Origin of the sequence: Arthrobacter russicus (genome assembly GCF_031454135.1) — a bacterium.
Classification (GTDB): Bacteria; Actinomycetota; Actinomycetes; order Actinomycetales; family Micrococcaceae; genus Renibacterium; species Renibacterium russicum.
In genome coordinates this window covers 2,101,447-2,124,296 of the sequence record NZ_JAVDQF010000001.1, presented here as the reverse complement: position 1 = coordinate 2,124,296, position 22,850 = coordinate 2,101,447, and the positions used below count along the sequence as shown (strand labels likewise).

Sequence of the window (22,850 nt, the reverse complement as noted above, 5' to 3'; positions counted from 1 at the left end):
AAAGTAAGTGCCTGATATCTTCGGAACAATTCTGTTCCCATTCAAGTGGCTGGTTTCGGCCATTATGGTCGGCTTCCATGAGGGGCTGACGTTTTTGGGCCTGCCCGGGGAGAGCGGCTGGACCTGGACGCTGTCCATCATCGGCTTGGTGCTGGTGATCCGGGCCGCGCTGATCCCGGTGTTCGTGAAGCAGATCAAGGCGCAGCGCGGCATGCAGGCTTTGCAGCCGGAAATGAAGAAGCTGCAAACCAAGTACAAGGGCAAAACCGATCAGCTTTCCCGCCAGGCGATGGCACAGGAGCAGATGGCGCTGTACAAATCGCACGGCACCAATCCATTCAGTGCGTGTTTGCCGATCCTGATCCAGATGCCGTTCTTCTTCTCGCTGTTCCAGGTGCTCTCCGGAGTGGCTCAGGCGAATCAGGACGGCAAGGGAATCGGACTGTTGAGCGCGGCGCAGGTCAAGCAGTTCGACGAGTCGGATATTTTCGGCGCTCCGCTGTCGAAGGCCTTTCTGCCGCAGGTTCAGGGTGGCGATCCGAACGTTTCGGTGATCGTCCTTTCGATCATCATGATTCTGGCCATGATCGCCTCCCAGTTCATCACGCAGAAGCAGATCATGGCGAAGAACATGTCCGAGGACGCCATGGCTTCGCCGTTCATGCGGCAGCAGAAGATGATGCTCTACATTTTGCCGTTGGTCTTCGGCATCGGCGGCATCAACTTCCCGATCGGCGTCTTGATCTACTGGACCACGACCAACTTGTGGACCATGGGCCAGCAGTTCTTCGTGATCCGCAGGATGCCGACGCCCGGATCGCCTGCATACAAGGAATACATGCAGCGCCGCGTCGCCAAAGGATTGCCGCTGATCGGCTCGAAGAAGACCGAACCCGAGGTCGAAGAAGTCATTGAGCCCAAGGGCCAGCGAAGCCAGCCACAACGTAAGAACCGAAGGAAAAAGTAAATGACTGCCGAATCCCCCGCTGTTGAAGAGTTGGATGACGAGCGCAACTCCGAGGTCGTCGATGATAATGCCGGGCTGGCCGATGCGGAAGCGTCGACGCCGAGCCGGCTCGAAGAAGAAGGCGATGTAGCCGCAGATTACCTGGAAGAACTCCTGGACATCGCGGACATCGACGGCGACATCGATATCGAGGTGCGCAACGGACGGACGTACATTTCGATCGTCACCGATGACCAGAGCGAAGCGTTGTCCAATCTGGTTGGCCGGGAAGGCCAAGTCCTGGAGGCGCTCCAGGAGCTGACCAGGTTGAACGTGCTTTCGGCCACCGGCCACCGGTCCCGTTTGGTTCTGGACATCACCGGGTACCGGGAGGACCGGGCGGGCGTCTTGCAGCAGATCGCCCAGGACGCGGTGCAGAAGGTGAAGGACACCGGTGAGGCTGTGGCCTTGAAGCCGATGGGTGCCTATGAGCGCAAGATCGTCCACGACGCGGTGGCGGATCTGGGTTTTGTGAGTGAATCCGAAGGCGAAGGCACGGCCCGGCATATCGTGGTCACTGCCGCGGATTGATCCGAATCGGTCCCTGATGACTTGGAAGGAGCTGATTCGCTGTGTCTGATACGCCAATTCCCGAGCTGAGCGTACCGGAGCTGAGTGGGACGATCGCTACGGCAGCGAAACAGGTCTTCGGAGATCGATTGCCGATGGCCGAGCGCTATGTTGCGCATCTCGCCGGTTCCGGAATCGAACGGGGCCTGATCGGCCCACGGGAGGTTCCCCGGTTGTGGGATCGTCACGTGCTCAATTGTGCAGTGGTTGCCGAGCTGATGGCTGAAGGCGCCGCGGTGGCCGACGTCGGAAGTGGTGCCGGCCTGCCCGGACTCTGCCTGGCATTGGCCCGGCCGGATTTGCGCCTGACTTTGATCGAGCCCCTGGAACGCCGGGTCATTTGGCTTGCCGAGATCGTTGCGGACCTCGGCCTTTCCGATCAAGTGACGATTCTTCGGATGCGTGCGGAACAGGCTGTGGACAGCGTCGATTGCGACGTGGTGACCGCGCGGGCGGTTTCCGCGCTGGACAAGCTGGCTGGATTGACTATTCCGTTGCTGCATGGAAGCGGCGAGGTTTTGGCGATCAAGGGCCGCAGCGCCGAGGCGGAGATCGCCAAGGCAGCCAAGGCGATCCGAAAATTGGGTGGTGTGGATACCAGCGTTCTGGTGGTCGGCGCCGAGGTTCTGGAAGAACCCACGACCGTGGTGCGGATTCGGGTTGGCGCTGCTGGACGATAGGCTAGTCCCAAGACAACCGTGGTCATAGGGCCGCGAATGGAAAGTAGGTAGCCGGTGAGCAATCTGGATGGATCCAATCAAAGGATTCCCCCATTTGGAGCACTTGGTTCTGCCCAATTGTCGAATAGTCAACCAAAATCAGTTTCAAAAAAGAGTAATTCGACTGTTTCACGTGAAACCAAGTCTGCACGCAGTGTGATCGACGAAGTAGATGACGAGAGTCCGATTGGTCGCGAGTTGGCAAACGAGACCCGGCGGCGCGAAAAGTTGGTCGGTCGGAAACTGCCCAAGCCGGACAAGACCAGGGTGCTTACTGTCGCCAACCAGAAGGGTGGCGTCGGCAAGACCACGACGACGGTGAACATCGCGGCTGGATTGGCGGCCGCGGGTCTGCAGGTATTGGTCATTGACATCGACCCGCAGGGCAATGCGTCGACCGCTTTGGGCATTGACCATCGGGCTGAGGTCGCCAGTATCTATGATGTCTTGATTGACGATGTTCCGCTGCATGAAGTGGTGGCACCGTGTCCGGACTTGGACAATTTGATTTGTGCGCCGGCCACCATCCATTTGGCCGGCGCGGAGATCGAGCTGGTCTCTTTGGTCGCCCGGGAGCAGCGACTGCGGCGTGCCCTGGAAGCGTATGCCGAGCATCGGAAGCAAACCGGGCTGCCCCGACTGGACTACGTGTTGATCGATTGCCCACCGAGTTTGGGACTGTTGACCGTGAATGCGTTCTGTGCTGCATTCGAGGTTCTGATTCCGATTCAGTGTGAGTACTACGCATTGGAAGGCCTGAGTCAGTTGCTAAAGAATATTGGCATGATTCAGAAGCATCTGAATGCGGAGTTGGAAGTTTCCACGATCTTGCTCACCATGTATGACGGTCGAACGAATCTTGCTTCGCAAGTTGCGGCGGATGTCCGATCGCACTTTCCGGAAAAGGTCTTGACCGCGGTCATCCCGCGATCGGTTCGTATCTCGGAAGCGCCTAGTTACCAGCAGACCGTTTTGACCTACGATCCGTCATCGTCTGGTGCGTTGAGCTATCTTGAGGCGGCGGCGGAACTGGCTGAGCGTGGTGTGAATCGCGGTTAGAGTCGGTAGGATTGATGCAATACGTTCGGTAGCACCTTAGGGTTATCCAGATTGGCATTGCACAGTGACTGACAAACAACGCAGAGGCTTAGGCCGCGGCTTGGGCGCTTTGATTCCTTCGGCTCCAGAGGCGGACGAGAGTTCCGAGACTGAACAAGCGGCGCCGGCCAGCCGGCCAGTCGATCTGTTTTTTCCTGAGTCGAAGGAAAAGAAGAGCCGGTCTCGGCCGGTTTCACGTGAAACATCCGCCGCCCAAGATCTAGTCGATGTGCCAGGTGCTCGGTTTGCGCAGATCAAACTAGATGACATCCATCCAAATCGCAAGCAACCGCGGTCCGTTTTCGATGAAGACGATATGGCGGAACTGGTGCACTCGGTCCGGGAAATCGGCGTGCTGCAACCCATTGTGGTGCGGAAGTCATCTGAAAAGGGTGGTCCGAGCTACGAGCTAGTCATGGGTGAGCGCCGCTGGCGGGCCAGCCAGTTGGCAGAAACTGGTACCGTCCCGGCGATTATCCGGGATACTGCCGATGACGATTTGCTTCGTGATGCACTTTTGGAGAATCTGCACCGAAGCCAATTGAACCCACTAGAAGAAGCAGCCGCTTACCAACAGTTGTTGGAGGACTTCGGCACTACCCATGAAGAGCTTGCGGATCGAATCGGGCGTTCGCGCCCACAGGTCTCCAATACCCTGCGGCTGTTGAAGCTTCCACCTTTGGTGCAACGGCGGGTTGCTGCCGGGGTATTGTCGGCCGGTCATGCTCGGGCCCTTCTGTCGCTACCAGATTCCGAAGCTATTGAGCGGCTGGCGCAACGGATTGTCACTGAGGGGCTTTCGGTTCGTGCGACGGAGGAGGCTGTGGCGCTATACCAGGAGCCATCGAGCGCTCGTCGGGCAGCTGCTGAGCGGAACAGTGCTCGGCATGAACGGCTGGATTTTTTGGCCAGTTCACTGGCAGATCGGCTCGATACCAGCGTCAAGATCACCCTTGGTGCCAAAAAGGGCAAGGTCAGTATTGAGTTCGCCTCGGTCGAAGACTTGAATCGAATCATGACGGTATTGGACCCTGACAACCGCGGTTGATCCTGATCCGACGGAAAGGGTGGTGTTTCACGTGAAACACCACCCTTTTTATTGATCCGAACTTCCGATTCCTTGTTGCCGCCTTTCCTTGCTACAGACGCAGGATGCCTCGAGAAGTGCCACTGCCGACGCCCAGCTGGTTGGCATCACTGCGGACTACGGCCAGCTTTTGATATGACTGGTCGGTGCTGGTTTCGAAATAGTGTGGCAAGCGGAAACGAGGCTGGATTCCATTATCGATAGCGGCGCTCAGATTGCGTCGGAATTCATTGATGTCCGAGATTTGAGGGTCCGCAATGTCCACGAATGCGCCAAGGCGTCCGCGGCACCGGTCGTTGGGAGGTTTGACTGCTGCGACGCTTGGATTGCCGAGCATCGGCCACGGTGCCTCACCCTGAGTCTGTGCTTGTTCGGCCTTAGATAAGACGAAAGGCCCCGTTTCACGTGAAACAGGGCCTTTCGATGCTCCTCGACTATTTGAGGTAGTCAGCAAACTCTTTTTCAAAGAACTGCTTCGGCTTGGCGCCGATGACGGTGTTCTTAACTTCACCGCCGGAAAACAGATACACCGCGGGAATAGAGGTGATTCCGAGCTCGGCGGCGATCCGCGGATTTTCGTCTACGTCGACTTTGACCACCTCGATCTTATCGGCATATTCAACCGAGATCTCGTCGAGAATCGGTCCCAGTTTTCGGCACGGTCCGCACCATTCTGCCCAGAAATCTACGATTACAGGTTTATCCGAGCCCAAAACATCAGTTTGGAAAGTACTATCGGTGACAGCCTTTGCATTGCTCATAAGGTTAGATCCTTTCTTGGCGGGTAAGTCAGCTGGTCAGGCTGGCCAGGTAGTGTTCCACATCCAGAGCAGCCACGCACCCCGAGCCAGCAGCGGTCACCGCTTGACGGTAGGTGGGGTCAACCACATCGCCGGCGGCAAAAACTCCAGGAAGCGAGGTTTTCGAACTCCGGCCGGAAACCGCGATGGTGCCCTCGGAAGTCAGATCCAAAACTCCACGAATCAAGTCAACCCTAGGATCGTTGCCTATAGCAACGAATACTCCGGTCACCGGGAGTTCGCTCTTTTCGCCGGTCACCAAGTTGTTCAACTTGATTCCGGTGACTTTGCTTTCGCCATCGATCCCGTACACCTCGGTGTTCCAGACGAAAGTGATCTTTTCGTTGTTGAACGCCCGATCTTGCATGATCTTCGAAGCGCGAAGCGAATCCCGGCGGTGCACCACGGTCACGGACTTGGCGAACTTGGTCAAGAAGGTGGCCTCCTCCATCGCGGAATCGCCACCGCCGACCACGACGATGTCCTGGTCCTTGAAAAAGAAACCATCACAAGTTGCGCACCAGCTCACGCCGTGCCCGGAAAGCCGCTTCTCGTCGTCCAGGCCGAGCTCCCGGTAAGCGGATCCGGTCGAGACGATCACGGTCCTGGCGGAGTAACTCTGTCCGGACCCGGTCATCACGGTTTTGATCTCGCCGTCGAGCGAGACTTCGGTGACGTCGTCGAACTCGATCTGGGTGCCGAAACGTTCGGCCTGCTGTTGCAGATTCTCCATCAGATCCGGGCCCATGACGCCTTCCGGGAAGCCGGGGAAGTTCTCCACTTCGGTGGTGTTCATCAACTCACCGCCGGCAGTGACCGAACCGGCGATCATCAAGGGTTTCAGATCGGCGCGCGCGGTATAGATCGCTGCGGTGTAGCCGGCAGGGCCGGAGCCGATGATGATGACATCGCGGACGTCGTTTTGACTGGTTTCAGTGCTCACGGACTGAGAGCTCCTTGGTGTGATCGCCCGCGGGGGTCGCGGGTCGGAAACGGAATGCATCTGCACAACGGTTTGGCGGTGCAGCTTATTCCGGACGGGTGACGGACACCTATCAGGTTACTTGATCGTGATCTCGCCGATTTTCAACCCGAAGGGGTAGAACTTGGGGGCTTGGACCCGGGGCAGCTTGGTGAAGTTGATGATCACATAGCTGGCCTTGGTGCCGGGTGGCGCTGCGATGGTGGTGTCCGGCCCGTTGAAGCTCCCGGTGCCGATCGACTTGGCGCCGTCCAGCCCGGCCTTGTCGTTGACCAGCAGTTCGAAACTACCGCCGGTGGTGCCGCTTTGCGCAATCGCAACCGAGGAGATGTCGGATTTTGCCTGCAACTGGATGACCAGCGCCAGACTGGTCGCTTGGGCCGCGAAGGTGTCGTCGGAGAATTCCAAGGTCTGCCACAGCGTGGCCGGGTTGCCGTCGGTGAGGAAGTTCAGCCGGCCTTCCGGGAAGTTCGCCGCATTCACCACGCCGGGCACCGATTGGGTCACCCCGGCGATCACCGGGGCCACCGGCCCTTCGGTCGGCGATTGGCTGCTGTCCGAGTTGCCGCTGGAGGACGTTTGGCCAGTGTTCGAGCTGTTGGCGGCCGGAGCGTTGTTGCCGAACCACTGACCCATCAGCTGGGTTCCGGCGAAGACGACTGCGACCACGAGGATCACCACCAGCACGCCGCCGATCAGCCAGCGGCCGCTCCGCGGCGCATTGTCGGCGTCGTCGTCGTACTCGGCCTCATCCGGCAGCGGAACCGAGGCGATCGCCGAAGAGGGGAAGGTGCTGGGCTTGCGTTGTCCGGCAGCCGAACCCGGGACCGCTGCCGCCGGGATTTGGCTCCCTGCTTCTGTCGCCGGTTTTTCGTTGATGAAACCGTAGTCTTCATCGGACCACAGCGAAACTTTCGGCTTCTCCGCCTCGACCGGGGCCGCTGGGACGCTGGGCTGCCCGGTGGTCGGCGGCAACTCGGTGGACCGGGGCGCGACGGCCGGCGGCGGCGGGACGGCTGCGGGGGCCGCCGGCAGGATCACCGGGCTACCGTCGTCGTCATAGACATATGCGGCTTGCTCCGGTTGTTCCGCACGGAGCGTGCCGAAGAGTTCTTCGCCCAGGGTGTCCGTGAACTGCGGTTCCACGTAGGGTTCCGTCGGTACCAGGAGATCCAGCAGGTCGGCGGCGTTGCTCTTGCTGGCGATCAGATACGCGGTGCCTTCGCCCAAGCCCAAATCGAGGATCTGGAAGGCTGCCGTCCGGTCCCCGGTGGCGACTTCGCGGGCCCCCTGGGCCAGACCGTCGCCATTGCCCGCCCCGGCCACCACGATGCTCACCGGGCGGGAGAGGACTTGATCCAGGCCGTCGAGGACCTGATCGCCTTCCGCGGAATCCAAAACGTGCGCGGTTACTTTGTACCGTCCGCCGAGGACGGTACCGATTTCCATGGACTGCGACAACGTTTCCTCCTCAGCTGGTCGGTTGGTACGCCAGCCAGCTCCGGTTGCAACTCTGAGTTCCGATCCTATCCGATGCGCGCCCGCCGGATCAGGATCTAGTGCGGGAAAAACGCCGGGTGAGCGGCCCGATCACGTCATTGAGTTCCTTGACGTTCATCAGGCGCAGTGCCAGAACGTAGCTCAGTGCCATCACCGAGCCGACCACCGCGATCACCAGCACGGCGTGCCCGAAGCTCTGCCAGACGAAGCCGGGGAACTTGCCGTCGCCGAAGTCCAATCCGCCGAAACCGATCATCAGGAGGCCGCCGATGACCGCGGAGAACAGCGCGCCGACCGCGTACTGCACATGGGAACGGACAATCCGGCGGATGCCGAAATCCCCGATTTTGCTGCGCAGGACCATGGCGGTCACCACCGGGGCGATGAAATTCACCAGAGTGAGCGTGGCCAGCAACGAGAACGCCAGGACGGACACCGGTACCGCGGCGACGATGAGCGCCGAAAGCACGGTGAGGATCACGATGAAGGCCTGCAGGAAAAACGGTGTCCGGGCGTCTTCGGTGGCATAGAACACCCGGTTGAGCATGAAGTTGAAGCTGAAGAACGGTGCGCCGAGGGCCAGGATCGCCACGGCGATCCCCACCGTGAGGCCGTCCTGCGCCCGGCCACCGCTGAGCAGCATTCCGATCGGAGCGGCAAGTACCAGCAGCACCACGGCGAAGAACACCGTGGCCACACCCACGGTGCGCAGCAGCCTGGAGGTGGTGTTCCGGAGGGAACGGAGATTGCCTTGGCCGGCCGAGCGGCTGAGCTGGTTGAAATAGATCGTGGCGATGGACAGCACGATGACCGAGTGCGGCAGCATGTAGATGTCCGTGGCGCGGTTGAAGACGAACATCCCGGCGACATCCGAGGTCTCCGGGTTTTCCTTCGCCGCGGTAGCCGCACTGCCGACCCAGTTGATCACCATGAAGGAAAGCTGGCCGATGATCATGGTGGACAGCGCCCAGCCGGCAACTTTTCCCGTGCCGCCCAGGCCGATCCCGCGCCAACCCCATTTCGGCCGCAGGCCCAGTCCCAAGCGCTTGACCGGCACGATCAGGATGATCGACTGCAGCACGACGCCGAGCGTAGTGCTGCCGGCCAAGATCCAGGTTTGCGCCGCCGACCAGTTTTCCACCGTGTGCGGACTGGCTTCGGCCTGGCCCCAGATCGCGATGAAGACGCCGATTCCGGCGATCGCGACGATGTTGTTGAGCACTGGCGCCCACATATAGGCGCCGAACCGGTTGTTCGCATTGAGCAATTGGCCGAGCAGGGCGTAGATCCCGTAGAAGAAGATCTGCGGCAACAGCAAATAGGCCAGGTTGGTGGCCAGCGCCAATTGCTGCGGGTTGAAGTCCTTGGTCAGCACTTGCACGAGGATCGGGGCCAACAAGGTGAACAGGATCGCGATGCCGAGCAGCACCAGGCCGCCCAGGGTGAAGATCCGGCTGATGAAGTCGGCGCCGCGGTCCGGAAGTCTGCTGGCCTTGATGATCTGCGGGACCAGGATCACGTTGAACACGCCGCCCGCGAGCATGATGTAAATCAGGTTCGGCAACGTGTTCGAGATGTCGAAGATGTCCGAAAGCCCGCCGCCGGTAGTCCCCAGGGCAACCGCGATCAGCACGCCTTTGGCGAATCCCAAGACCCTGGAGAACAAGGTCCCAGCGGCCATGATGGCGCTGGACCGGGCGGTATTGACCGGGGTTCGTTCAGTTCCGACCGTCGCGATCAGCTCGGTTGCCGGGTTGTTGATTTGATCTGCCATTTGCCACCATCATCCCATGCGAGTGCCTTGCGGCAGGGTCCGGCGAACCGCGTTTCAGAAGTCCTGCGGCAAGCTCGCGCCGGCCAGATCGGCGATCCGGCGCTCATTCGGGAAGGACAGCCGCTTGGCCAGATCCGGCAATTCCACCCAGGCCACATCGATCGCCTCGTGGTCCGGATCGTTTTCGATGGTCAGCTCGCCGCCGGTGGCACGCAGCAGGAAATGGTGCACGGTTTTGTGCACCCGGTGGCCGGTGACCGTGAACCAGTAGTCGATGCTGCCCAGCGGGGCGAGCACCGTGCCTTCGATGCCGGTCTCCTCGGCGATTTCCCGGACCGCTGCCTGCGCGTGCGTCTCCTCGCCTTCCGGATGTCCTTTGGGCAAGCACCATTCCACCCGGCCGCCGCGGTTGAGCCGGGCGATGATTGCCACCCGCAGGCCGCCGTCGTGCTTGTCCACCACGACGCCGCCGGCCGAGACTTCCTCCACCGTGGGCAGCGAGGACAAGCTGCTCAGCGGTTGCCCGGGCGGCATCTGCGCATTGATCGCCGAAGGCAACGGCGTGCGCTTGGGTGCACTCGGGACTGGATGGGCCATGCACCCCACTCTAACGAAAGTCTGGCAGGCTTAAGGAACTATGATGCACGTTCTGGACAGCTCCACTCTCGATCCGATCGTCCTTGAGCTGGGACAACGCTTTGTCGACGCCGGTTTTGAACTCTCCCTGGTGGGCGGGCCGGTGCGGGATCTTTTTCTGGGCCGGCAGTCACCGGACTTGGATTTCACCACGGACGCCACCCCGGACCAGACGCTCGCCGTGATCAAGGGCTGGGCGGATGCCTTTTGGGAGATCGGCCGGGCTTTCGGCACGATCGGATTGCGCAAACGCGAATTCACCATCGAGGTGACCACGTATCGGGCGGAAGCCTACGATCCGGATTCACGCAAGCCCGAGGTGGCTTTCGGGGATTCGCTCGAGGCTGATCTGCAACGCCGGGATTTCACCATGAACGCCATGGCTTTGCGCTTGCCGGGGATGGAACTGGTCGATCCGCACGGTGGGATCAAGGACCTTTACGCCGGAGTGCTGCGCACGCCGGGCCGGGCTGAGGATTCGTTTTCCGACGATCCGCTCCGGATGATGCGCGCAGCGCGATTCGTGGCCCAGCTCGGGGTGGCGCTGCATCCCGAGGTCGAAGGCGCGATGATCGAAATGGCCGAACGGATCAACATGATTTCCGCGGAGCGGGTCCGCGACGAGCTGACCAAGCTGATCTGCGCGCCGCAAGCCCGGCTCGGCGTGGATGTTCTGGTCAGCACGGGCTTGGCCGATCAGATGTTGCCCGAAGTTTCGGCTTTGCAACTCGAAGTCGATGAACATCACCGGCACAAGGACGTCTATCAGCATTCGCTGCAGGTCCTCGAGCAGGCGGCCGGTTTGGAAACCGGTCCGGATGGGCCGGTGCCCGGTCCGGACTTCGTGCTCCGGTTCGCGGCGTTGATGCACGACGTCGGGAAACCGGCCACCCGCCGCTTCGAACCTTCCGGGGCGGTGAGCTTCCGGCACCACGATGTGGTCGGCGCCAAGCTCACCGCGAAGCGGATGAAGGCTTTGCGGTTCGACAACGACACGATCAAGGCGGTGGCCCGCCTGGTGGAGTTGCATATGCGTTTCTACGGTTATGGGGAAGCCGGCTGGACGGATTCGGCAGTGCGCCGGTACGTCACCGACGCCGGCCCGGTGTTGGAGCGGTTGCACCGGTTGACCCGTTCCGATGTGACCACCCGCAACCAGCGCAAAGCCGATCGCTTGGCGTTCGCCTATGACGATTTGGAACAGCGGATCGCGGCATTGGCGGAACAGGAAGAGCTTGGCGCGATCCGGCCCGATCTCGACGGCGCGCAGATCATGGCCCTGCTGGGGCTGGCTCCGGGACCGTTGGTAGGCAAGGCCTACAAATTCCTGCTCGAGGAGCGGATGGAGCATGGCCCCTTGGGCGCCGAGGAAGCACAGCGCCGCCTGCACGGCTGGTGGCAGGAGCACGGACCCGGATCGCCGGCGGCCGAGGAATCGACAGGAAGCGTGGACGATGAGCACTGAGCCAAGCAGCAAAGGCCCTTCGAAGGAAACCGGACCGGTCGCCGACGCGGTGCCCTGGGACCATGTGACGCTGCCCAAATTGTGGTTGCTGCGGCACGGCGAGACCGAATGGTCGCGCAGCGGGCGGTACACCGGCCTGACCGACCTTCCGTTGACCGAGCACGGCGAAGAACAGGCGTTGTCGGCACGGCCCGCCTTGGCCGGTGTCGACTTCGACCTGGTCTTGAGTTCGCCCTCGCAACGGGCCCGGCGGACCGCGGAGCTGGCCGGGTTCTCGGCGGCGATCGTGGAACCGTTGGCGCACGAGTGGGACTACGGCGATTACGAAGGCGTGGACAGCGCCGAGGTGCGTCGCAGCCGCCCCGGTTATCTGATCTGGCAAGATGGCGTGCCTGGCGGTGAAACCATCGAACAGGTCGCAGCCCGGGCCGACGCGGTGATCGCCCGGGTGCTTTCGCCGCAGCCGGCGGAGCCGGAGGGTCCGGCGGCGGGCCGGGTGGTGAACCAGGCGCTGCTCGTGGCGCACGGCCACTTCCTCCGGGTGCTGACCGCGCGTTGGTTGGATCTGCCGGCCACCGAAGGCCGGCATTTCGTGCTCGGCACGGCCAAAGTCTGCACGCTCGGCTGGGACAAGCGGACGCCCGCCGTCGAGCAATGGGGACTCTAGCCCCGGGGCGGGCCACAATGCCGAGATCACGAGTGAGACGTAATTCTCACAGTATTTTCAAGAATCTTCGGATTTTTGTGGCGGAGCGCCGAATTCATGGTGTACGTTATTAACGAGTTCAGCGCATCCGCCTGGGCTGTCAGTCACGAGATGAAGGGAGGCCTCAAAATGTTTTACAACATGAACGCAGTAGATGCCGGCAAGATCGGTCACAAGATCGCAGCGTACCAGGCCCCAACTCGTGGCATTCTCGGTTCCCGTTAACTGAGCTTCGGCGCGAAGGCGCCTCCCACGACGATCCTTGGGATTCGTGGCTGCTTTGAATCAATCAGACGCATAAACTGTTCGCGCTTTTATGCGTCCAATTACGCGGTCGATTATTCGATTATTCGATTAGTGCTAAATTGTCGCGCCAAAAATAACGTATTCATTCAGCAACATCCTCTGGCTTTGCCATTCCACTGGAGAACCTATGCCTTTCCTCACTCTGTTTCCCTGCAACACCGCGCAAGGAGGTGACCCACGATGAATCCCTTCCCCTCGAAGTCCACGATCAAGCGCATCTTCTTCGCTCCGATCGACGAGAAGCAGATCGCCCGCACCCGCGAGCGAGTGCAGAACGACTTGAACTCGATGAACATCTTCAACATCCGCTGAGTCTTGCTACCTGAGGAGGCTGAAGATGACCCCATCGACGCCGAATGCACAGCAAGCAGCCCACGCCGCCCAGCGTGGGCTGCTTCGTTTAACCGCGGCAATCCCGCTTCCCCGCCCGTCCAATCGAGCGGTTCGGCGGGTTCAGACGTCTCTGCCCACTGAATCCGGCAATGGGACGGGCCTGCTGGGTGCGGGTGCCGGCGATTGGCCCCGGTATGCTCGATTTCATGCAGGAATTCCGACGCCGGCCGGCCCGCCGCATTGTGGTGCCCAGCCGGAGTGATTCCTTTTTGGCCAAGTCGACCGAGGTGGTTGGCGGCCCGCTCGGGAAGCACACGGCGCCGGGGCAGACTCGGACCGGATTCTTCAGCGTAGAGCGGGTCCTGGTCTTTATGGTGCTGGCATCGGGCCTGCTTGCGCTGCTGTTCAAAGACCATTGCCGGCGGGCCGGCTGGGTGACGCCGGACCAGTACTCGACTACCTGTTACTCGGAGTTCCCGAATGCTTTCGGAACCTACCGCATCGGCGAAGTTTTCCCGTTCTCCGCAGCGAACACCGGATTCGACTACCCGCCGCTGACCGGACTGATCGCCGGAGTCACCGCTTGGTTGAGCGGGTTCGCCGGGACCGGCAATGCCCGGGTGCTCGGGTTTTTCGATCTCAATGCCTTCCTACTGGTACTGGTTTGGCTGATCGGAGTGCTGGCCCTGGCCCGCAGCAACCGGCGTCGTCCCTGGGATGCTGCGGTGTTCGCGGCTTCGCCGCTGCTGCTTTTCACGGCATTTTCCAGTTGGGACCTGTGGGCTGCGGCATTGTCCGCAGTGGCGCTGTTCTTGCTGTCCCGGCGGCGCGCGATGGCCTCCGGCGTGGTGTTGGGCCTGGCCGTCTCGGTGCAGCCTTACGCCGGGTTGATCCTCTTGGCGGCCGCGTTGGTGCTGTGGCGCCGCGGGTTCCGCTCCGTGCTTTTCCATCTGCTGGTCGGCGGCTTGTTGAGCTGGCTGGTGGTCAATCTTCCGGTGATGCTGCTCAGCCGACCGGCGTGGTTCAATTTCTGGACCGATGCCTGGAACGGCAAGCCGGCAACCGGGTCGTTCTACTACCTGGGCAATGCGCTGGCCGAGCGCATCGGGGTCGGCGGGATCGACCCGGTGGCGGCTTCGCTGGTTTCGGCGGCGTTGCTGCTGCTCGGCGTGCTGGGCGTCGCGGTGCTGTGTTTCAAAACCGGGCAGACGCCCAGGCTCGCGCAGCTGGCGGTGCTGCTCGTGGGCTGGTTCCTGGTGGTGGACAAATATGCGGTTCCGGAACACCTGGTGTGGCTACTGCCATTGTTCGCGCTGGCCCGGCCGCGTTGGCGCGCCTTGCTGATCTGGCAGCTCTTCGGAATCCTGTTCTATCTGGCACAACTGCTCCACTTGGGCGTGGTGTTGGGCGACAACAACGCTCAGCACGGGATCGATTTGCCCTATTACGCACTGGCGGTGCTGACCTCGAACATCGTTACTTTGGTGATGTTGGCTTTGGTGGTGCGGGACGTGCTCGATCCGCGGCGTGATCTGCTCCGCCGCAGCGGCGTCGACGATCCGCTGCTGGACGGATTCACCGCTCGTCGCTTGCCGTGAACGCTGCCCGGCTGGTCCGCGACCCGGCGGCAGCAGGCCAGGGCATTCCGGCACCCCTGACCCGCTGCGCGCCGGGCGGCTGGGGTGGATTCAGTTGGCTGCGGTGAACCGGGCCCGGCGATGCGCCGGGTGCTCCACTTCGTCGAGCATGGCGACGGCGAAGTCTTGGCTGGAGATTTTCGGGCCGGCCACCTCGTCCCGGGCAGTGGTGTAGTTTCCGGTGCGCTCGCCCGGAGTGATGACCGGGGACGGGCAGAGCATCGTCCAGTCCAGCCGGTTCGGTTGGCTGCGCAGGACGTCCAACAGCCGGGCGGCACTGAGCGCCTCGGACCGATAGGCGTCGGGGAAGTCCGGGGCGTCGACCAACCGGCTGCCATCCGGCAACTGCAACGAGCCCGCCCCGCCGACCACCAGGATCCGGGTATCGCCGACCGCGTCGAAGGCCTGCTGGTTCTGCGCCAACCAAGCGTCGTGATCACCTCCGGTGCGGCTCGGTCCGGTCGCCGAAATGATGACATCGTTGCTTTGGGCCAAGCTGCGGAGCGCCGCGGAGTCGCCTAGTTCGAGGGCCTGCGGGGTGGCCGCGGGGGCACCCTCCACGGCGGCCCCGCTGCGGCTCGCCGCGGTGACCTGGTGCCCACGGCGGAGAGCTTCGACGGTGATTTCGCGGCCGACCATGCCGGTGGCTCCGATGATGGCGATTTTCATGTTTCCTCCTGGGTTGGTTTTCGGATAATCTAAAAGTATCCATTTGACACTGATGGCTTCAAAGATACTCAGTAACCTGGAAGATACTCATGGAAACCAACATCATGGATCCGAACTGTCCGTCCCGGCTGGTGTTCCAACGGATCGGAGACAAGTGGGCCACCCTGGTGATCCAAGTGCTCGAGCCCGGGCCGATGCGGTTCAGCGATTTGCGGGCCAAGGTCGCGGTGGTCACCCCCAAGGTGCTCACCCAGACGTTGCGCACACTGGAACGCGACGGTTTGTTGACCCGGACGGTATTTGCCCAGGTGCCGCCGCGGGTGGACTACCAGCTGACGGAATTGGGCGCGAGCCTGCTGCCCGCGTTGAAGACCCTGCGCACCTGGGCGGAACAGAATGTCGGCAGAATGGCGGCCGCGCAGGACGAATACGACGCGGCCATCGAGGACGCGGTGCTCAGCGCCGCCCACTGACCGGAGGCGTTTCAGCGGAGCCCCGCACGATCAGCCGGGTCGGCACCGTGATAGTGCTCGCCGGGCCGGTGTCGCCATCGAGCCGACGGAACAGCAAATCCGCCGCTGCCGCGCCGATCGCGGCCGGATCCTGCGCCACCACGGTGATGCCCGGCTGTACGACGTCGGCCAATTCGAAGTCGTCGAAGCAGAGCAATGCCGGCCACGGCGCCCCCGGTTCGGCGCCGCTGCGGTTGCGCAAGGCGCGCAGTACCGCGACCGAAGCCCGGCTGTTGGTGCAGAACAACGCGGTGGGCCGATCCGATTCCGGCAAAGCGTCGGCGGCTTCGAGCCACTGCCCGAGGTCCAGGCCATCGTGGCCATCGCTGTGCTCCAGGACCGGCTCGGCCTGGATGCCGGCCTCCGCCAAGGCCTGGCGGTAGGCCTCGATTCGCTGCCGGACGCTGTAGAGATTGCTCCCGTCGCTCAAACAGGCGATTTTGCGGTGCCCGTGCGCGATCAAGTGCTGCACGCCGAGCCGGGCCCCGCCGGCATTGTCGCTCAAGACGGCATCAGCTTTCAACGCCACGGGCGGGCGATCGACGAAGACCACCGGGGTGCCGGCGCGGATTTCGTCCGCAAGGTAGCTCTCCTCGGTGCCGTGCGGAGCTGCGACGATCAATCCGTCCACGCGCCGGGCGCACAGCGCCACGATCAGCTCTTTGGCATGTGCGGCGTCGTTGCCGGTGGAGGCGGTCATGGACAGTGTTTTGCGGGCGATCGCCTGGGTTTCCACTGCCCGGTTGAGGGTGGAGAAGAACGGGTCGGCGACGTCGTCCAAGACCACGCCGATGCTTGCCGCGATGCCTTGACGCAGCAACCTGGCACTGTCGTTGCGGCGGAAGGAGAGATCGGCGATGGCCTGGTCGACCAGGATCCTGGTTTTTTCACTGACTTTGGCATCGCCGTTGACTACGCGGGAGACGGTGGCCAAGCCGACGCCGGCACGTGCTGCGACGTCTTTCATCGTGGCTCTGGAAGCGGCGGCCTGGTTCATGCTGGCTCCTGTCCGGTGCGATTCTTCTTGGAAACGTTACCAAGAAGAATCGGCGGCCGCGCTCCGGAGCTGGGCCAATCGGCTTCCGGACTCTTGACGGACGCACAGGGAAAACGTAGCCTCGTCAAATTGGAAACGTTTTCATCGATCCAGCCGGTCGATTTGAACCCTGTCACGTCAAGGAGGACGTCCGTGATCCGCTTCCCCCGGCCGCACATTGGATTGAGATTTTCCGCGATGATCGCGCTGGGCACGGTCTGCGCACTATTGTTCTCCGGTATGAACGTGATCCCGGCCCGGGCTGCTCCGGGTCCCACCGACTTCGCCAGTTCCTTCGAAGACTCCGAACCGGTCAAGCCGGCGAAGAGCACCCCGGAGGCCGGAGCGGACGGCAAACCGGTCGGCTCCGGGGTATCCGGCGCCGGCAACACCGATCTGGCGCTCAAGGACAGCATCTTGGATTCGGTGCGCAACGTCAGTGCGAGCGGGGAGAATCCGCCCAATGAAGTGGCCGGCAATCTCAAGGACGGTTCCGCAGGCACCAAGTGGCTGGTCTTCAGCGACACCGGATGGGCGCAGTACCAGCTGGATGCGGCGCATACCGTTAAGAGTTACTCCTTGACCAGCGGCGGAGATGCGCCGTTGCGGGATCCGGTGGACTGGGATCTCCAGGGTTCCGCCGACGGCCAAGCCTGGACCACGGTGGACGGCCAACGCGGCCAGTCCTTTGCCGACCGCGGCTTGAAAAAGCTCTACCCGGTCGCGGTACCGGGCAGTTACCAGTACTACCGGCTTTCGGTGACCAAGACCGGAAACTCCGGAATCCTGCAGTTGGCGGATTGGGACCTTGCCAGTGCGGATTTGCCGGTTCCGGAGCCCGGAACCGGCAAGACCATGGACACCGCGGTGGGCAATGGGCCGGGCAGCGGCTACAACGTCAAGTCCAATGCCGGTTTCACCGGAGTCCGGGCGCTGAAGTACAGCGGCACCAAAACCCAGGCCGGACGGGCCTTTGCACTGAACAAGCTGTTCGACGTCAATCTGCCGGTGTTGCCGGGAAGCCGCTTGAGCTACAAGATCATCCCGGGCGCGGACTACACGGACTACCTCGCCACGTACGCCGCCGTGGACCTGCACTTCACCGACGGCAGTTACCTCTCGGAGCTCTCTCCGGTGGATCAGAACGGCGTGCCGCTCACCGCAGCGGGCCAAGGCGAGGGCAAGATCCTCTTCGCCGCACAATGGAATTATGTGCTCAGCGAGATCGGCGCCGTCGCGGCAGGGAAGACCATTGACCGGATCCTGCTGCGCTTCGACAACACGGCGGCTCCGGCGCAGAGTGTCTTCAGCGGGTGGATCGACGACCTGAAGATCGAGGGCACTCCGAACCGGATCGACGGATCGTCCAAAACGAACTTCGTGGACACCCGCCGGGGCAGCAATTCCTCCGGATCGTTCTCCCGCGGCAACAACTTGCCGATCACCGCCGTGCCCAATGGCTTCAACTTCCTGGCCCCGGTGACCAACGCCAGTGTTTCCAACTGGGAGTACGACTACCAGTCCGCCAACAATGCCTCGAATCAGCCCACTCTGCAGGGCTTGGCGGTTTCGCACATACCCAGCCCGTGGATGGGCGACCGGAACCAGTTCTCCGTGATGCCGGCGGCCACCGCGACGCCGAGTGCCAGCAAATCGGCACGGGCGCTCGCCTTTTCGCACGATCAGGAAGTTGCGCAGCCGGATTATTACCGGGTGCAGTTGGCCGGCGGCGTCAAAGCCGAGATGACCGCGAGCGACCACGGTGCGCTGATGCGTTTCGGTTTCGAGGGCGCGCAGCGCAGCCTGGTCTTCGATTCGCCCAAGGGCGGTGCCCGGTTCAGTTTCGACGGCAGCACGGTCACCGGGACGGTTCCGGCGCAAGGCGGCTCCGGACAAGGCGACATGTACCTGTACGGCAGCTTCGACACGGTGCCGAGCAGCACGCTGAGTGCCCCGGCGGCGGCGGTCTTCGCCGGGCCGGCACCGGCCGGCGGCACGGTCACTTTGCGGTTCGCGACGTCGTTCATCGACCAGGCCCAGGCGCGGCGGAACTTCGATCTGGAAGTCGCCGGCCGCAGTTTCGAGGAAGTCCGTGCCGCCGCGCGGGAGCTGTGGAACGCCCGGCTCGGGGTGATCGACGTCGAGGGCGCCAACGACTCCCAGCAGACCACCTTGTACTCCAATCTGTACCGGTTGAATCTGTACCCGAATTCCGGTTTCGAAAACACCGGAACCGCAGCCGCGCCGAAATACCAGTACCGCAGCCCGGTTTCCCAGGATCCGGCCACCGGACAAGGCCGGATCCTGGACGGCAAGATCTATGTCAACAACGGATTCTGGGACACCTACCGCACTGCGTGGCCGGCCTATTCCTTGCTGTATCCGGAAAAGGTCGCAGAATTGGCCGACGGCTTCGTGCAGCAATACCGGGACGGCGGTTGGATCGCGCGCTGGTCGTCGCCCGGTTACGCCGATCTGATGACCGGGACCAGCTCGGACGTCTCCTTCGCCGACGCGTATCTCAAGGGAGTGCCGCTGCCGGACCCGCTCGGTGCCTACGATGCCGCGGTGCGCAACGCGACCGTGCCCTCGATCGGAAATTCCGCGGTCGGCCGCAAAGGCCTGACCACGTCGGTGTTCACCGGCTATACCAGCAGCAGTACCGGGGAAAGCGTCTCCTGGGGGCTCGAAGGCTTCATCAACGATTTCGGCTTGGGCAATATGGCGGCGAAACTGGCCGCGGACCCGGCGACCCCGGACGCCAGACGGGCGCAGCTCAAGGAAGACTCGGCATACTACCTCAACCGGGCCCAGTACTACGTGAACATGTTCGATGCGGAGCAAGGCTTCTTCAACGGGCGCAGCCCGGGCGGCGAGTTCCAAGCCGGCTTGGATCCGGAATCCTGGGGCGGTCTGTTCACCGAGACCGACGGTTGGAACTTCGCCTTCCACGCTCCACAGGACGGCCGGGGGCTGGCCGCGCTCTACGGCGGGCCGAAAGGCTTGGAGAACAAGCTCGATGCCTTTTTCGCGACGCCGGAAAACGCGGACAAGCCCGGCGGTTACGGCGGTGTGATCCATGAAATGGTCGAGGCCAGAGCGGTCCGGATGGGCCAATTGGGCATGTCCAACCAGCCTTCGCACCACATTCCGTACATCTACAACTATGCCGGCGCACCGGCCAAGACCCAGGCCGTGGTGCGCGAAATCCAGCGCCGGCTCTTCGTCGGCTCGGAGATCGGCCAGGGCTACCCGGGCGATGAGGACAATGGCGAAATGAGCTCGTGGAACATCTTCTCCACCCTGGGCTTCTATCCGCTGCAAGTCGGCTCAGCGCATTTTTCGATCGGTTCGCCGCAGTTCAGCAAAGCCACGGTGCGTTGGGGCAACGGCAAGACCCTGGTGATCAATGCCCGAAACAACTCCACCAGCAACGTCTATGTGCAGTCGATGTCGATCAACGGCAAAGCGCATGATTCCACGACTCTGGACCAAAGCGACATCGCAGATGGCGGCAGCATCGATTTCGTGATGGGGCCCAACCCTTCGAACTGGGGCGCTGCGGCACAACCGGGTCCGGTTCCGGAGCCGATCATGGACACCACCAAGGATGCGGTGCTGCGCAGCAGCGGCGGCGAGGACCTGAAAACCCTCAGCGACGACAATTCGGCGAGCCAGGTTTCCTTCTCGGTGCCGGCTCCGGTGATTTCACTGGATTACCCGGCGGGGAAACAAAAGGCGAGCTTCTACACCCTGACCTCCGGCTCGGCGGCCTCCGGGGCGGACCCGGCGGCCTGGACGCTGGAGGGTTCCAACGACGGCAGCGCCTGGACCGAACTGGACCGCCGCCAGGACGTGCGCTTCGACTGGAGGTTGCAGACCAAGCCGTTCCAAATCAGCACGCCGACGCCGTTTGCGCACTACCGGCTGAGCATTGCCGCGAGCAGATCCGGAGACCTGCCAGTGCTCGCCGAGTTGGAATTGCTGGCCAAAGCCAGTGACGCCGTGCCCGGAGACCTGGCGGTCACTGCGGCGAAGGGAATCACTGCGATCCCCGGCGTGGACAGCAAGCAGCTGCTCGGCACGGTCGGCGGCGGAGCTGCGGCGAACGGTTACACCGCGACGGTCGACTGGGGTGATGGCACTGCGGTGACACCGGCAACCGTGGCGGGGACCGGCGTCGTCCGTCCGGTCAGCGCCAGCCACAACTACGCCAAACCCGGCGTGTACCAGGTGACGGTGACCGCGAGCGACGGCCTGGCCAAGCAGAGTGCGGCCCTTCTGGCCACTGTGGAACTCGCCGATGCTTCCGGCATCGCCAGCGCCTTCGACAAGGTTTGCCTGGGTGATGACCCGGGCGTGCCAGACCCGGCGGCAGCCAACTGCGATTCGGTGGGATACGCCTTCTCGCGGCAGGCGCTGGCCGCAGCCGGTGTGGTCCAGGGGGTGCCGAACTCGGTGCAGGTCGACGGGAAGACGTTGGCGTTCACGCTGCCGGCGGTCCCCCCGGGAGCACCGGACAATGCCATGGGCTCCGGTCAGAAAGTGAAGCTGACGCTGAGCAAAGAAGCGACGGTGTTGTCCTTCATCGGCACCGGAACGCAGGGAAACCAAGACGTTTCGGGGACCGTGGGCTTCACCGACGGATCCAGCGCGCCGCTGCCGATGCAATTCTCGGATTGGACGCTCGGTGCCACGCCGGATGCGGTGCCGGCCTTCGGCAACACCGTAGTGGCGAAAGCGCCGTACCGGCTCGCCGGGACTGCCAAGGACGGCGCCATCCCGTTCCTCTTCGCCACCAAGCCCTACCGGATTCCGGAAGGCAAAACGGTGGCTTCGGTGACTTTGCCGCAGCAGGCCGGAGCGGAGCGCGACGGGCGGATCCATGTCTTCGCCGTGGCCACCGACGGCGCCATCGTTCCGCCGCCGGTGCTGCGGGCCGAGCCGGCCAGTGGGATTTCCGCCGAGCTGGGCGGCGCCGTCGAAGCAACGCTCGGTACGGCATCCGGCGGTTCGCCGGGCCTGAGCGCCGGGCAAGCGGTGCCGGGCGAATACAGCGCCCGGGTCTACTGGGGCGACGGCAGCCCGACCGAGGATGCGGGGTTCGCCCTGCCGGGGCCCGATCTGGTCGCCGCGATCACCGCGCAACACCGCTATTCCGCAACGGGTTCGTTCACCGCTGCGCTGACCGTCTCGGACGCCAACGGTTCGCGCACGGTGCAGATCCCGGTCACGGTCAAGCCGGCCGCGAAACCGCAGCCGGAGCTGAAGATCGATCCGGCCGGGGCCGTGCGCCCCGGAGCTCCGGTGACCGTCACCGGCAGCAAGTTCGACGCCGGAGAAAAGGTGTCGCTCGACTTCGGCAGCGTGGAGTCCGGGTCGGTGCAGCAGCTCTCGGCCGACGCCGATGCCACCGGTTCGGTGGCCTTCCGGCTCACGGTGCCGCAGGACGCCAAGCCGGGCGTCTACCCGGTGCGCCTGCGCGGTGCATCCAGCCAGATCCCGGTCAGCGGCACGGTGCTGGTGGAGGCGGCCACGCCACCGGTGAGCTACTCGCCGAACGCACGGCTGGAGCAGAGCTCGGCGGCCCGGGGCGAGACCGTCCGATTCAGCGGGGACAGTTTCGCGCCCGGCGAATTGGTCAGCATCAGCCTGCACTCCGAGCCCTTGCTGCTGGGCACCGCCCAAGCCGATGCGCACGGCATTCTGACCGGCGAATTCACGGTTCCGGACGCTGCGGCCTTGGGTGCGCACCAGGTGGTGCTGACCGGCGCCGTATCGAACAAGCCGGTGGCGATCGGCTTCACGGTGGCGGAACAAACGGTGGGTCCGAACCCCGGAGATCCGGGCGGTTCGGTTCCGCTGCCGGGCTCCGGAGCCGGTGCGCAACCGGACGGGCAATTGAGCGGAACCGGCTTCGACGGCACGCCGTTGGCGCTGGCCGGATTCGGCGCGCTGTTCGCCGGAGCCGCACTCCTGCTGGGGGTGCGCCGCCGCCGGAGTTAGCCCGGCCG

The 22,850-nt window shown here is 63.0% G+C and carries 19 protein-coding genes; 11 read left to right on the top strand and 8 right to left on the bottom strand.

The window, feature by feature from the left end:
- Positions 1 to 7: 7 nt before the first annotated feature.
- The 5 genes from yidC (at position 8) to JOE69_RS09925 (ending at position 4,441) form a co-directional block, all read left to right on the top strand.
- Positions 8 to 967, top strand: coding sequence for a membrane protein insertase YidC (gene yidC, locus JOE69_RS09945; protein WP_309798297.1), 960 nt, complete (start codon positions 8 to 10; stop codon positions 965 to 967).
- Positions 968 to 1,537, top strand: a complete 570-nt coding sequence (locus JOE69_RS09940; RefSeq protein WP_309798295.1) for a Jag family protein — start codon at positions 968 to 970, stop codon at positions 1,535 to 1,537. It abuts the gene before it with no gap.
- Between the two features lie 134 nt (positions 1,538 to 1,671).
- Positions 1,672 to 2,256 carry a 16S rRNA (guanine(527)-N(7))-methyltransferase RsmG gene (gene rsmG, locus JOE69_RS09935; protein ID WP_309801250.1) on the top strand — a complete coding sequence of 195 codons (585 nt, stop codon included), beginning with the start codon at positions 1,672 to 1,674 and terminating at the stop codon, positions 2,254 to 2,256.
- 54 nt (positions 2,257 to 2,310) lie between these two features.
- Positions 2,311 to 3,354 carry a ParA family protein gene (locus JOE69_RS09930; protein ID WP_309798294.1) on the top strand — a complete coding sequence of 348 codons (1,044 nt, stop codon included), beginning with the start codon at positions 2,311 to 2,313 and terminating at the stop codon, positions 3,352 to 3,354.
- Positions 3,355 to 3,418: 64 nt separating this feature from the next.
- Positions 3,419 to 4,441, top strand: a complete 1,023-nt coding sequence (locus JOE69_RS09925) for a ParB/RepB/Spo0J family partition protein (RefSeq protein WP_296362540.1) — start codon at positions 3,419 to 3,421, stop codon at positions 4,439 to 4,441.
- Positions 4,442 to 4,532: 91 nt separating this feature from the next.
- Here JOE69_RS09925 and JOE69_RS09920 read toward each other — a convergent pair whose 3' ends face one another.
- The 6 genes from JOE69_RS09920 to JOE69_RS09895 form a co-directional block, all read right to left on the bottom strand.
- The gene (locus tag JOE69_RS09920; RefSeq protein WP_309798290.1) at positions 4,533 to 4,745 is read right to left on the bottom strand and encodes a hypothetical protein; all 213 of its coding nucleotides are present in this window, start codon (positions 4,743 to 4,745) and stop codon (positions 4,533 to 4,535) included.
- 169 nt (positions 4,746 to 4,914) lie between these two features.
- Positions 4,915 to 5,241: a thioredoxin gene (trxA, locus tag JOE69_RS09915; RefSeq protein ID WP_309798288.1), complete on the bottom strand. Its 327-nt coding sequence runs from the start codon at positions 5,239 to 5,241 to the stop codon at positions 4,915 to 4,917.
- A 28-nt stretch (positions 5,242 to 5,269) separates the two neighbouring features.
- Positions 5,270 to 6,223, bottom strand: coding sequence for a thioredoxin-disulfide reductase (gene trxB / locus JOE69_RS09910; RefSeq protein ID WP_309798286.1), 954 nt, complete (start codon positions 6,221 to 6,223; stop codon positions 5,270 to 5,272).
- Positions 6,224 to 6,340: 117 nt separating this feature from the next.
- Positions 6,341 to 7,723, bottom strand: coding sequence for an ABC transporter substrate-binding protein (locus JOE69_RS09905; RefSeq protein WP_309798284.1), 1,383 nt, complete (start codon positions 7,721 to 7,723; stop codon positions 6,341 to 6,343).
- An 88-nt stretch (positions 7,724 to 7,811) separates the two neighbouring features.
- Entirely contained in the window at positions 7,812 to 9,536 is a 1,725-nt protein-coding gene (murJ, locus tag JOE69_RS09900; RefSeq protein WP_309798282.1) for a murein biosynthesis integral membrane protein MurJ, read from the bottom strand.
- A gap of 54 nt (positions 9,537 to 9,590) precedes the next feature.
- The gene (locus JOE69_RS09895; protein ID WP_296362549.1) at positions 9,591 to 10,133 is read right to left on the bottom strand and encodes an NUDIX hydrolase; all 543 of its coding nucleotides are present in this window, start codon (positions 10,131 to 10,133) and stop codon (positions 9,591 to 9,593) included.
- A 40-nt stretch (positions 10,134 to 10,173) separates the two neighbouring features.
- Between JOE69_RS09895 and JOE69_RS09890 the strand changes: the two genes are divergently transcribed.
- From JOE69_RS09890 to JOE69_RS09875, 4 genes are all read left to right on the top strand, one after another.
- A complete protein-coding gene (locus JOE69_RS09890; protein ID WP_309798281.1) occupies positions 10,174 to 11,637 on the top strand; it encodes a CCA tRNA nucleotidyltransferase in 1,464 nt (487 codons plus the stop codon).
- Positions 11,627 to 12,304 (top strand): histidine phosphatase family protein, encoded by a 678-nt coding sequence (locus JOE69_RS09885; protein WP_309798279.1) that lies wholly within the window; start codon positions 11,627 to 11,629, stop codon positions 12,302 to 12,304. Before JOE69_RS09890 ends, JOE69_RS09885 begins: the two co-directional genes overlap by 11 nt.
- 525 nt (positions 12,305 to 12,829) lie before the next feature.
- Complete coding sequence (locus JOE69_RS09880) at positions 12,830 to 12,961, top strand: hypothetical protein (protein WP_296362554.1); 132 nt, start codon at positions 12,830 to 12,832, stop codon at positions 12,959 to 12,961.
- A 227-nt stretch (positions 12,962 to 13,188) separates the two neighbouring features.
- Complete coding sequence (locus tag JOE69_RS09875) at positions 13,189 to 14,580, top strand: glycosyltransferase family 87 protein (RefSeq protein ID WP_309798276.1); 1,392 nt, start codon at positions 13,189 to 13,191, stop codon at positions 14,578 to 14,580.
- A gap of 90 nt (positions 14,581 to 14,670) precedes the next feature.
- Here the strand turns inward: JOE69_RS09875 and JOE69_RS09870 are convergent, their stop codons facing one another.
- Positions 14,671 to 15,288 (bottom strand): NAD(P)-dependent oxidoreductase, encoded by a 618-nt coding sequence (locus JOE69_RS09870; RefSeq protein WP_309798275.1) that lies wholly within the window; start codon positions 15,286 to 15,288, stop codon positions 14,671 to 14,673.
- A gap of 89 nt (positions 15,289 to 15,377) precedes the next feature.
- On the opposite strand from JOE69_RS09870, the gene JOE69_RS09865 reads away from it, so the two are divergent.
- The gene (locus JOE69_RS09865) at positions 15,378 to 15,761 is read left to right on the top strand and encodes a winged helix-turn-helix transcriptional regulator (RefSeq protein ID WP_309798274.1); all 384 of its coding nucleotides are present in this window, start codon (positions 15,378 to 15,380) and stop codon (positions 15,759 to 15,761) included.
- Here JOE69_RS09865 and JOE69_RS09860 read toward each other — a convergent pair.
- Entirely contained in the window at positions 15,745 to 16,797 is a 1,053-nt protein-coding gene (locus tag JOE69_RS09860; RefSeq protein ID WP_309798272.1) for a LacI family DNA-binding transcriptional regulator, read from the bottom strand. The genes JOE69_RS09865 and JOE69_RS09860 overlap by 17 nt on opposite strands.
- A 192-nt stretch (positions 16,798 to 16,989) precedes the next feature.
- Between JOE69_RS09860 and JOE69_RS09855 the strand changes: the two genes are divergently transcribed.
- Positions 16,990 to 22,842 (top strand): GH92 family glycosyl hydrolase, encoded by a 5,853-nt coding sequence (locus tag JOE69_RS09855; protein WP_309798269.1) that lies wholly within the window; start codon positions 16,990 to 16,992, stop codon positions 22,840 to 22,842.
- Positions 22,843 to 22,850 lie beyond the last annotated feature (8 nt).

Coding starts and splice junctions, on each gene's coding strand:
- JOE69_RS09940 (WP_309798295.1), top strand. CDS start 968: ATGACTGCCGAATCCCCCGCTGTTGAAGAGTTGGATGACGAGCGCAAC.
- rsmG (WP_309801250.1), top strand. CDS start 1,672: ATGGCCGAGCGCTATGTTGCGCATCTCGCCGGTTCCGGAATCGAACGG.
- trxA (WP_309798288.1), bottom strand. CDS start 5,241: ATGAGCAATGCAAAGGCTGTCACCGATAGTACTTTCCAAACTGATGTT.
- murJ (WP_309798282.1), bottom strand. CDS start 9,536: ATGGCAGATCAAATCAACAACCCGGCAACCGAGCTGATCGCGACGGTC.
- JOE69_RS09895 (WP_296362549.1), bottom strand. CDS start 10,133: ATGGCCCATCCAGTCCCGAGTGCACCCAAGCGCACGCCGTTGCCTTCG.
- JOE69_RS09890 (WP_309798281.1), top strand. CDS start 10,174: ATGATGCACGTTCTGGACAGCTCCACTCTCGATCCGATCGTCCTTGAG.
- JOE69_RS09885 (WP_309798279.1), top strand. CDS start 11,627: ATGAGCACTGAGCCAAGCAGCAAAGGCCCTTCGAAGGAAACCGGACCG.
- JOE69_RS09880 (WP_296362554.1), top strand. CDS start 12,830: ATGAATCCCTTCCCCTCGAAGTCCACGATCAAGCGCATCTTCTTCGCT.
- JOE69_RS09875 (WP_309798276.1), top strand. CDS start 13,189: ATGCAGGAATTCCGACGCCGGCCGGCCCGCCGCATTGTGGTGCCCAGC.
- JOE69_RS09870 (WP_309798275.1), bottom strand. CDS start 15,288: ATGAAAATCGCCATCATCGGAGCCACCGGCATGGTCGGCCGCGAAATC.
- JOE69_RS09865 (WP_309798274.1), top strand. CDS start 15,378: ATGGAAACCAACATCATGGATCCGAACTGTCCGTCCCGGCTGGTGTTC.
- JOE69_RS09860 (WP_309798272.1), bottom strand. CDS start 16,797: ATGAACCAGGCCGCCGCTTCCAGAGCCACGATGAAAGACGTCGCAGCA.